The 8,922-nt window shown below is 55.1% G+C and carries 15 protein-coding genes; all 15 read right to left on the bottom strand.

From position 1 onward, the window contains the following. Window positions 1-4: 4 nt before the first annotated feature. A complete protein-coding gene (locus ACTTKG_RS07180) occupies window positions 5-451 on the bottom strand; it encodes an HK97 gp10 family phage protein (protein ID WP_442673552.1) in 447 nt (148 codons plus the stop codon). Continuing rightward, entirely contained in the window at window positions 451-765 is a 315-nt protein-coding gene (locus ACTTKG_RS07175) for a phage head completion protein (RefSeq protein WP_442673553.1), read from the bottom strand. Before ACTTKG_RS07175 ends, ACTTKG_RS07180 begins: the two co-directional genes overlap by 1 nt. Then, window positions 765-1,064, bottom strand: coding sequence for a head-tail connector protein (locus ACTTKG_RS07170; protein WP_442673551.1), 300 nt, complete (start codon window positions 1,062-1,064; stop codon window positions 765-767). The genes ACTTKG_RS07175 and ACTTKG_RS07170 overlap by 1 nt, the downstream gene beginning before the upstream one ends. Window positions 1,065-1,079: 15 nt before the next feature. Further along, complete coding sequence (locus tag ACTTKG_RS07165; RefSeq protein ID WP_442673550.1) at window positions 1,080-2,207, bottom strand: phage major capsid protein; 1,128 nt, start codon at window positions 2,205-2,207, stop codon at window positions 1,080-1,082. A 1-nt stretch (window position 2,208) separates the two neighbouring features. Beyond that, a complete protein-coding gene (locus ACTTKG_RS07160) occupies window positions 2,209-2,973 on the bottom strand; it encodes a head maturation protease, ClpP-related (protein WP_442673549.1) in 765 nt (254 codons plus the stop codon). Further along, a complete protein-coding gene (locus tag ACTTKG_RS07155) occupies window positions 2,951-4,192 on the bottom strand; it encodes a phage portal protein (protein WP_442673548.1) in 1,242 nt (413 codons plus the stop codon). Before ACTTKG_RS07155 ends, ACTTKG_RS07160 begins: the two co-directional genes overlap by 23 nt. Continuing rightward, window positions 4,189-5,937, bottom strand: coding sequence for a terminase large subunit (locus ACTTKG_RS07150; protein WP_442673547.1), 1,749 nt, complete (start codon window positions 5,935-5,937; stop codon window positions 4,189-4,191). Before ACTTKG_RS07150 ends, ACTTKG_RS07155 begins: the two co-directional genes overlap by 4 nt. Before the next feature lie 20 nt (window positions 5,938-5,957). After that, entirely contained in the window at window positions 5,958-6,437 is a 480-nt protein-coding gene (locus ACTTKG_RS07145; protein ID WP_442673546.1) for a phage terminase small subunit P27 family, read from the bottom strand. A gap of 115 nt (window positions 6,438-6,552) precedes the next feature. Beyond that, window positions 6,553-6,981 carry a hypothetical protein gene (locus ACTTKG_RS07140; protein ID WP_442673545.1) on the bottom strand — a complete coding sequence of 143 codons (429 nt, stop codon included), beginning with the start codon at window positions 6,979-6,981 and terminating at the stop codon, window positions 6,553-6,555. Window positions 6,982-7,146: 165 nt separating this feature from the next. Then, on the bottom strand, window positions 7,147-7,368 hold the full coding sequence (locus tag ACTTKG_RS07135; RefSeq protein ID WP_442673544.1) for a helix-turn-helix domain-containing protein: 222 nt from the start codon (window positions 7,366-7,368) through the stop codon (window positions 7,147-7,149). After that, entirely contained in the window at window positions 7,344-7,493 is a 150-nt protein-coding gene (locus ACTTKG_RS07130) for a hypothetical protein (RefSeq protein ID WP_442673543.1), read from the bottom strand. The genes ACTTKG_RS07135 and ACTTKG_RS07130 overlap by 25 nt, the downstream gene beginning before the upstream one ends. A gap of 69 nt (window positions 7,494-7,562) precedes the next feature. Then, the gene (locus ACTTKG_RS07125) at window positions 7,563-7,715 is read right to left on the bottom strand and encodes a hypothetical protein (RefSeq protein WP_442673542.1); all 153 of its coding nucleotides are present in this window, start codon (window positions 7,713-7,715) and stop codon (window positions 7,563-7,565) included. 125 nt (window positions 7,716-7,840) lie between these two features. Next, window positions 7,841-8,326, bottom strand: a complete 486-nt coding sequence (locus ACTTKG_RS07120; protein WP_442673541.1) for a hypothetical protein — start codon at window positions 8,324-8,326, stop codon at window positions 7,841-7,843. Between the two features lie 59 nt (window positions 8,327-8,385). Next, window positions 8,386-8,604, bottom strand: a complete 219-nt coding sequence (locus tag ACTTKG_RS07115; RefSeq protein WP_442673540.1) for a hypothetical protein — start codon at window positions 8,602-8,604, stop codon at window positions 8,386-8,388. A 73-nt stretch (window positions 8,605-8,677) separates the two neighbouring features. Continuing rightward, window positions 8,678-8,922, bottom strand: a 245-nt coding sequence (locus ACTTKG_RS07110) for a DUF4406 domain-containing protein (protein ID WP_442673539.1), incomplete at its 5' end; no start/stop codon positions are given.

The following is an 8,922-nucleotide window of genomic DNA, read 5'->3' as shown; positions in this document are numbered from 1 at the left end:
TTCCTCACGGGTCAATCGCCTCCTTGAGCGCCTTGACGACTTTCGGCTCTACCTCATCGAGCGCAGGCTTCATGAAAGGTCTTGGCTTACGGGCAGGGATAAACGCATATCGCGCGAATACTCCCTTGAATTTCAGCACCTTCTTATTCTTTGGGAAAGCAAAGGACGGATTGACGCCATGCTCCAAAAGGAACGAGTGATTTGCCGTAGATTTCACGAAGCCGCGATTGTACTTCTCGTCGTACTCCATCTCGATTCCCTTTACAAGATTTCCTGTTGATCCCACCCTCGCTTTCCTTTTCGATGCTCGAAGAAGGTCTTGCGTTCCCTTGCGTATGACGCCTTTCAAACGTCGCTGTGTTTCCCCATCATATTTGCTGACATCGCCCACAGCTTTTTTAATTGCATCCGTCAAATCGCTCTTGATGTAGAATCCCTTCGCTCTTGCCATTACAGCTGCACCTCGCTTGTCGTCAAGATCAGCTCACCGGGTGTCGTATCGTCGATATGCTCCACATGAAACACATGTTCACCATGCTTGACGCGCCAGCCCTTGGCGACTTCCACAGGGCGAAGACGCATTCCCTGCGTGACCTCGACCGCTGCCGCATCGCCGAAGAGGGCGCGGCTGACGAAACCGGGCTTTAGAAACTCCGCCCAAACTTCACGCGTCGGGGTGTATGTCGTATCACAGCCGTTGATCTCGTCCAGGGGGCTTTCCGGGCGCAGGAGCATCACACGGCGATTCATCTTATCTACATTCATCACGGCGGTTCACCTCCTGTATAATTCTGTAATTGCAGGATCATCGAGCGGATATGATACGGAAAAGACTGCCGATTGTCACCTCGGCAGTCCCGATTCATATACATTTCACCGATGAGCGCAAAGCGCACAATGTCCGCCGTCGCCTCGAAGTCCTCGATCTTGCAGCGCGTCTCGAAATCGTCCACGGCATGAACGAGGTACGCATCTGCCGCCTTCATGCACTGCCGCAGGAATGCGTCCTCGATATCAAGGTCAATGCGCAGGTACGTCTTGACCTCATCGAGCGTGATCGCCATGACGTCTCGCCCCCCTTACGGCAGCGTAACTTGCGCCAGCTTCACGGCGTCCGTATCGTCGGCGACGACGCCGAAGCGCTCCACGCAGCGCAGGGCAGTCGCATACTTGTCGAAGAGGAAGTCCGTCGAAACGGCGATCTCCACGCCTGTACGCTCGAAGAACGCCACATAGTCCGCGATGCTGCCGACGTAGAACGGCACTTTCTTCGTTTCTGTCGGAAGCGTACCATTTGATACGACGACAATCGGCTTACCGCGGAAGCGGTAGGTATCGGGCGCGGCTATATCCGGCACAAGAAGCGGACGCTTCTGCGCGTCTTCCAGCTCAGAGAGCCACTGGAAGCCGTCCTGATTCGTGACGATCCGCGCATTTGCATAGTAGGACGGGTCGAGGCTGACGTTCAGGATTTTCATGAATCCCTTGGCATCCGTCACCGCCGTCGGCGTGAGCTTCTTGAGGAGCTTCAGAATCTCATCGTTTTCGGTATTGACCGCCTTGCGTGCAAAACGCTGACCGATAATCGCCGTGAGATTGACGTCGGCATCGGCAAGGAGCTGATTCGAAACAGGAATGATGTCGCCATAGTCCTTGATCTCGTACTTGAGCTGCCCGAAGTCGAAATCCGACTGCTTGATGCTGTTCAGCTCCTCGAACGCCGTGAGCTTGCCCGTCTCATCACCGAGCGTCGGCATCTTGCCCGAGATGCTGTTTGCGTGCTGGACGTGCGTGAAGTCCTTGAGCGCCGTATACGCCTTCCTGTACTCGCGAATCTGGCGCATTTGCTCTTCGGGCACGAGATAGCCGCCCTTGGCGGGCGTGCCTTCGACCTGACCGGGCGAGCCGATCTGATTGACATAGCCGCGCTCCTCCTCCGTGAGCGTCCTGCCCAGCACGAGCTTATTGAACACGCGGTTTCGCATCACCGCATCGCTGACCTTGTTCTCCTCGACCGGCGCCGCCGTATGGGCGAAGTCCACGAGATCCGCCCGCTCCATCGCCAACGCCGCTTCATATTGATGGACGGCGTTCGTCAGCTCTTTGGCACGCTCTGCCGCCGCCTCGATGTTTCCTTCCTGCTGCAGATTCTCCACCTCACGGCGCAGTTCATCCACTATCTTTTTGCATTCATCCGACTTTTTCATCTTAAATCATGGCTCCTTTCGCCAAGGCAAGGGCGATCTCTGCCCGCTGCCGCATTTCCATCGCTGCTTTTTGGCAGCTTTCCTCTGCCGCTTCGGCGGTAGGCTGCTCTTGCGGCATATTCTCTTCCATCATGCGGCGCACGCATTCGGGAATATGCTGCATGAATTTCGCGCTTCCTGCGCACGCCGTCATCTGTGACGCTTCCAAAAGCTCCACATCAAAGACCTCTGCCGCCTCTCTTGCCGTCAGCCACGTTTCATCGTTGACCAGCTTGTGCAAAAGTTCCGCCGTCACACCCTCTAGCGCCGCTTTTTGATAGGTTTCTTCAAGCCCGCGCTGAATCGTGTCGAGCACGTCCGCCGACCGTCTGAGATCATCGGCGTTGCCGCTTGCATAGACGGCGGGCTTATGAATCATCAGATAGGCGTTCGCAGGCATCTGCCGACGATCAGCCGCGCAGAAAATCTGTGTCGCAATCGAGCAGCACCAGCCGTCGACAATCGCCGTCGTCGGAGCGTCATGACGTGCGATCATGTTCGCCATCGCCACGCCTGCGGGCACGCTGCCGCCGTCCGAGTTGATGTAGATGGTCAGCGCCTTGCCCTTAAGGCCTTCGAGCTGACTTCTAATCTTTTCCGGCCATTGATAGCCTGTCGAGGTATCGCACCACTCATCGATAATACCGCCCATATCGTCGTCTATGATGCTGCCCGAAAGATAGAGGTCGGCACTTTGGTCTGTCTCATTCTTTATCTCTATTGCCATCTCGTTCACCCCCCTTCATCGTGTAGGCTTTTCCGATGTCCTCAAGTTTCACATAAGAGCCGTTGACCATGTGGACGTCGCCGCCCGCGCACGGCGGGCTGTCGAGTTTGGCGCGCGCTTCATTCGGGCTGTAGATCGCCGACTGCACCATCTTCTGCAGGATGTCCGCCTGCTGCGACGGATCGCCGCGCAGAATCACCCAGACATTGAACTTGAATCCCAGCCCCGCATCCTGCTCTTTCTCTGTCAAGAGCTTTCGGTTCATCTCCTGCTCATAGAGCGAGACGTTGTAAAGAAGCGTGTTGACGTAGAATTGCAGGTTCTGCATGGCGCTGTTGTTGTAGCTCGACTTCGTGTAGTCGTTCAGATGGTCGGGATTGACGCCGAAGGCAGCGGCGATTTGCAGTGCAGAGTATCGCTTGAGTTCATAGAACTGAGCGTCCGTGAGCTTCAAATCGAGCTTTTCGATGTCAAAGCCGATGGGCAACGTAATCAACCGGCGCGAATCCTGCCGCGACTGCGCCTCAATTCGCCGAAGCATATCGTCTTGCCCTCGCTGTGTCAAATCGCCGACGTATTTCACAACAGCATTCGCCGTCAAGCCCTTGCGATAAAGCTCCGTCAAGAACTTCTGCGAAGCCTTGTTGCCCGCCATGTTTTCGGCGAGTATCTGCCGCACGGACTTTCCGACAAGCCCCGTATCGTCTGTCAGCCATGCGCGGACATGCAGCATGTCCTCGGGCGCAATCCAATGCTCCTTGCCCGTCTTGGGATCGTTGTAGCGGTAGAAGTAACGCCGCCCCGTATAGCTTCCCGTGTTGTTCAGCCACACTTGCACAAGACGCGGATCAAGGATGTGCAGGGCGCGGAGATTTGACCTCTCGCGCTCGATAGCGGCGTAGGCATTGCCGTAGTGGTTGCGGTAGCGTTCAAGCGTCGTGAAGAATTGCAGCGGCGTCATGATGCCGTTCGGCTTGACGGAGAGAACGCGCGTCGTCTCATGCTCAATGACGCGATTCTTCTCACTGTCCATCAGATAGACGGGCATCTTCCCCAAGGATTCTCCCAAAGTTTTGAGACAGGTGAAATAGGTGATCTCCGAGATGTCTGCGCCATCGGCAACCGTGCCGCCGAAGAAGAAGTCATTTGCTTCCGAAAGGGAAAAGCGACCGTCCGCCGCGTTCTTGAAAAATCCCTTGATGCTGCTCAGCCATTTCAAGCCTCGTCACCCCCTTCCACATCTGCCGTGACTTCCAACCATGCTGCGAGCGCCGCCTGCGCGTCAACTTTTCGCGCATGGCGTTTCAAGAGCCACACCGCCCACGCATCCATGACGGCATCGCACGGATCTATGCGCCGCGTTTGCGTCATTTTGTCAATCTTGATTTCACCGAAGGAGTTTGGCGCCGAAATCACGGCATTGACCATGCTCCATGTGAGGAGCGCGTTCTGCCTGTCGTATCGTACCTTTCCCGCCTCAACGGAAAGCCTGAAGTCCTGCGTCGCCTCGTTCAGAGAACGCGCCGACTGCTTGACCAGCGTCAAATCACAAGGCAGGACTTCTTCTAAGTCGGCAAGGAACGTGTTCGCATTGTGCTCGTCATAGCCGCAGCCTGCGACGTCAAGCTCGTATTTCTCAATGAGCCGCTTGAGGTCAGCGACGATCTGCCGATAGTCCGTCTTGATGCCGTACATGCCGCTCGTGAGCGTCAGAAGTCCGGCGTTCTTCCATACGCCGTAGGGCGCGTCATCCGTACGGATATGCTCCGCCAGTCGGCGCTCCGGCATATAGCTGTGCGACCAGACATAGACCTCATCATCCTCATCGGGGAAAATGAGCGCGATGCTCGTGAGGTCGCCGCCGCTCGACAGGTCGATGCCCAAATAGCACTCGCGCCCCTGCATCATGGCAAGCGTATCGTCTGCAGCGCACATGCGCCATGCTTCAATGTTGAGAAAAGCGCCGCCCGTGTATTCAATCCAGCAGTTGAGCGCCTTTGTCTGGAAGTTCGCAAGCTCTTCATCCTGCTTATCCTTCGCCTCGACCGCCTTTTCTGCCATGCGGGCGATCATCTCGTCGTTGAGCGTGTCGTCCTCGTTCCAGAGGTTCAGCGGATTCGCCTTCGCCCAGTTCCGAGGCTCCCATATATCATCGTCCTCGTCCATCTCCGTGATGAAGATGAAGAGTGAATCTTTCTGCACATTGCCCGAGAGAACCCGCTTGCAGAACTGATAGTGCTTGTAGCACGCGCCGTTAAGGTCGAATCCCGCCGTCGTAATGGCGATCGTCAGCGCGTTATCCACGCGAATCTGCCCATCCTGCATGAGCTTGTACATCTGGTTCGTCGGATGGGCGTGGTATTCATCGACAACGGCAAGAATCGAGCGAAAGCCATCCGCAGACTTGGTGTCTCTGCCGATGGCTTCGATGGTCGTGTTCGTCACAAGAGAGCGTATCTTGTGATCGTACTCGCGTATTTTATACATCTCGTCGAGGTCGGGATCTGAGCGAATGAACTTCTCCACCTCTTTCCAGACGATGTTTGCTTGATCTTGCTTGGTCGCCGTACAAAAGATACGGCCATACTGATAGCCCGAAAACGTCGCGAAGTCGTTGCAAAGTTCGCCCGCAAGAAACGATTTGCCGTTTTGCCTTGCCAGCTGAATGTAAGCCTCGCGGAAGCGGCGAAGCGTCGAGCGCTTCTTGCGCCAGCCGAAGAGACTGCCGAGGATGAAATTCTGAAAGCCGCGCGTCTTGAGCCGCGCTTCTGCCGTACCCTCGCCGATCGTCATGCGATTGGCAAGCTCGATATGAAATTCCGCTTCTTTCGCGTCGAAGATATACGGGAAAGCCTTATCTTCCATATCATCCAAATGCCGTTTGCAGGCTTGGTATTCTGCCCGCCCGCAAAGTTTCTTGCCGCTGACGATGAGCTTTGCATATTCCGTCGTTCTGTCTTTCATCTGATGTTCACCCCCTTTCATCATCGCCCCTTGTTGAGGAAGCGAAGGAACTTGTTGACCGACTTCTCTTCTTCCGTCGGTACGATGAGCTTCAAGCGGTCGGTCGCCGCAAGACCGAGCTTTGTCGAACACCGCTGAATCTGCATCGCCGCATCTCCGGCGATTTTGATGTATGGCGAAGGGATTTCTCCCTTTCTGCTCTCCACGGTCAAGCCGTATTCCTGCAATGCGCTGCTTGCCTGCACATAGCGATCGTAATTGTCCGCATAGATCGCCAGCACCGCAAGGTCGAGATTATCCAGGAGGCGAACCTTTCCCGCCTCTTGCACCACGCGCATATATTCTTCTTGGGCAAGCGGCGAAAGCCACGACGGCGCACCCTTTTCAAGCTGATCGCGTTCGAGCTTGAGCTTTTCTTCCTGTATCTTGCGATTGAGTCTCTTCTGCTTGCCGATTTTCCCCGTCGATATTCCAACGACCTTGCGCGGTCTGCCTGCCATCGTTTCACCTCTCTTTCGTCTATTCCCAATGGACAAAACCGCCCAAGGTCAAAAATTTTTCATTTCTGGCATTTTTTCCGAAGAAAACTCCGAACGCGGTCTTATGTCGGGCGCTTCAAACTTTTTCGCCCCGCCCCCCTATCGAGGGATTCAACGCCAATGCCGCAAGAAGGCGCTCCTGCATCTCCTTTTTTGCTTGCGGATTCTTATTGTACGCATCGTGAATCTCTTTGTGCGTGCGTGTGGAAACATAAATCAGATTCGCCATCGACAGCCTGAGATCAGGACGATCACCGACGGGATGGATATGATGCACGACTGCGCCCGGCACCAGCCGCCCGCCCGCCTTCGCCAGCTCATCAGCATAACCCGCACGCGCACGTACAGCGGCTGCGACTGCCCGCCATTCGCGCGAGTGATAGAACCGCGCCCGGTCTTTGTCCCGCCGTTCCCTGTCGTACGCCTTATGGCGCTTCGCTTGGCACGGGCAAGCCTCGCCCTGCTGCACCAGCCGCCCGCATGATGGACATATCCTCGTGAGCATGACGCGTCTCCTTTCCTGCGTAACAAAAAGGACGACGCAAGTGCGTCGCCCTCATGTGTACAGTTTTCAATAGTATCATTTTATCATGGATTTCCCTCGAATGTTGGAAGTAAATGACCCGCAAAAAGCACCGTTCCAACGGCGATAAAGTTATCCACAATCTTTTCACAAGTCGATTTCTTTGCCGTGCAGTCGTTCCATTCCGGCGCGTGTAACCAGCCATACGCCACCCGACTTGCGGCACTCCTCTTCCGTCAGCCTTGGCGCTCGACCTTGAATTCCCGTGCAGAGATGCTTGACGGACACCGCGCTTTTCTTCCAGCGTTCCGCAGCCTCTTGCGTCGTCATGATGTCCGTAAACTTCAGTAGAATCTCATGGTCAGCCATACCCCAACAACACCTCCGGAAATAAAGGACTTCATATTTTCCCAATCCCAATCAAGCAATATGATGAACGCCGCCACCGTGCAGGCAAAAGCTCCATCGAGCAATTTCCTTCGCGTAAGTTTCATTTGTCGTCCTTCCTTTCGTATGATATAATTGAAGAAGACAAGGGGCTTTCGCCCCTGCCTTCCCCGCCCTTACCGCTTGCGCTTCCTAGGCTTCTTGCGGTTGGGCGGCTTCTTTTTTGGCTTCATCGGGTTCGGTTCTTTCTCTCGGTACGTTATCCATATCTGGATGAGTACCAGAAGAGTTGTCACGAACCATTCGACGTCGCCTTTTTCAAGCTCCATTTCATCCCCCCTTTCATGTTCTTATTATAACCTTTTTCGGTTAATATGTCAAGTGTTTTTGATTGTAAATCAAATCTTTTTTCGCCCGCAAGCCTTGATATTTCTTGGCTTGCGGGCTTCTTTATTCAGAAGATAAGACGCGTCTGCAAAGGCTTTTCACATGTGCCGAACAACATCATCGCCATATCTCTGAGAGCCTTCCTGCCGCGCTCCTTCGCCCACTTTTCCGTATAGCCGACGTCATTCCCGGCTCGCTGCCAGGCATACCCATCGACATACCGCCCGCGCACAAGACGCTCATCCTCGGCAGACAGGCACGCAAGCGCACGATCCACCGCCCGCAGCGTCCGCTCGATTTCCTTCTTGCGCTCTTGCATCTCCTCGATGTCTGCCGCCGCCCTCATTCGTCTCGCCGCTGCCGCCTCCGTCGTCGTCAGCTCCGCCGTGCCGCCCGTCGGCTCATTCCCATAGCGGGCGATGGCGACGGATTCGTCTTGGAGCGCAGCAGTCCGCGCCTCGATTTCTTCCGCAAGATTCTGCACGGCGACCTTCATCTTGTTGTACTGTCCCAGTATGCGCTTCGTCTCCTTTATGCAGTCGCCGTCTGTCAAGCTGATGCCTCCTGTTCTAGCGTCCTCTTCATTTGTGTCCGAATCGGACAATGCAGATGTCACATATACGATTCAACGATGGTCGGATCGTCCATCGGCTGGCGGCATATTCTGCTCATGTCCTCCGGGATAGCCGCCCGCACCGCATCGAGCGTATCGCGGGCGATGTAGATTGCGGGCGACGCATACGGTGCCTTTACTCCATGTACCCAAATATGCGCCCGCGCTACATAGCTGTCTGGGATGTCCTTCGGCCGCTCGTATACGGCCACAATCATTACGATTCTGCTGCTGCGTCGCCCAAGATTGACCAGCCCGCGAAATTCATCATCCTTCAAGCCTGCTTCCATTTCATCCGTCCTTTCTCTCATCCGCCGCCTTCATTGCTTTTTCTTCGATGTATTCATTCAGATAGTGAATCTCGATGCCCTGCTGGATGGCAAATGCCTTTTCCGCTCGGCAGCCAATGGAATGATCCCATCCGGAGCAGAGAATCATTACTTCGCAGCACGACAAGAGTTCCATCGCGTCGGCAAGGGACATGTAGTAGTCCGTCTCTCTGCCGCCGAACATCCCCAAGGGATTGATAAAGCAAA

Origin of the sequence: Selenomonas sp., assembly GCF_052169755.1 — a bacterium.
GTDB lineage: Bacteria > Bacillota > Negativicutes > Selenomonadales > Selenomonadaceae > Selenomonas.
Note: the sequence above shows the minus strand (reverse complement) of the source record. Positions and strands in the feature narration are given on the sequence as shown.

Bases quoted from the DNA above. Each gene is read 5' to 3' on its own strand.
- ACTTKG_RS07180 (WP_442673552.1), bottom strand. From the start codon at position 451: ATGGCAAGAGCGAAGGGATTCTACATCAAGAGCGATTTGACGGATGCA.
- ACTTKG_RS07175 (WP_442673553.1), bottom strand. From the start codon at position 765: ATGAATGTAGATAAGATGAATCGCCGTGTGATGCTCCTGCGCCCGGAA.
- ACTTKG_RS07170 (WP_442673551.1), bottom strand. From the start codon at position 1,064: ATGGCGATCACGCTCGATGAGGTCAAGACGTACCTGCGCATTGACCTT.
- ACTTKG_RS07165 (WP_442673550.1), bottom strand. From the start codon at position 2,207: ATGAAAAAGTCGGATGAATGCAAAAAGATAGTGGATGAACTGCGCCGT.
- ACTTKG_RS07160 (WP_442673549.1), bottom strand. From the start codon at position 2,973: ATGGCAATAGAGATAAAGAATGAGACAGACCAAAGTGCCGACCTCTAT.
- ACTTKG_RS07150 (WP_442673547.1), bottom strand. From the start codon at position 5,937: ATGAAAGACAGAACGACGGAATATGCAAAGCTCATCGTCAGCGGCAAG.
- ACTTKG_RS07145 (WP_442673546.1), bottom strand. From the start codon at position 6,437: ATGGCAGGCAGACCGCGCAAGGTCGTTGGAATATCGACGGGGAAAATC.
- ACTTKG_RS07140 (WP_442673545.1), bottom strand. From the start codon at position 6,981: ATGCTCACGAGGATATGTCCATCATGCGGGCGGCTGGTGCAGCAGGGC.
- ACTTKG_RS07135 (WP_442673544.1), bottom strand. From the start codon at position 7,368: ATGGCTGACCATGAGATTCTACTGAAGTTTACGGACATCATGACGACG.
- ACTTKG_RS07130 (WP_442673543.1), bottom strand. From the start codon at position 7,493: ATGAAACTTACGCGAAGGAAATTGCTCGATGGAGCTTTTGCCTGCACG.
- ACTTKG_RS07125 (WP_442673542.1), bottom strand. From the start codon at position 7,715: ATGGAGCTTGAAAAAGGCGACGTCGAATGGTTCGTGACAACTCTTCTG.
- ACTTKG_RS07115 (WP_442673540.1), bottom strand. From the start codon at position 8,604: ATGATTGTGGCCGTATACGAGCGGCCGAAGGACATCCCAGACAGCTAT.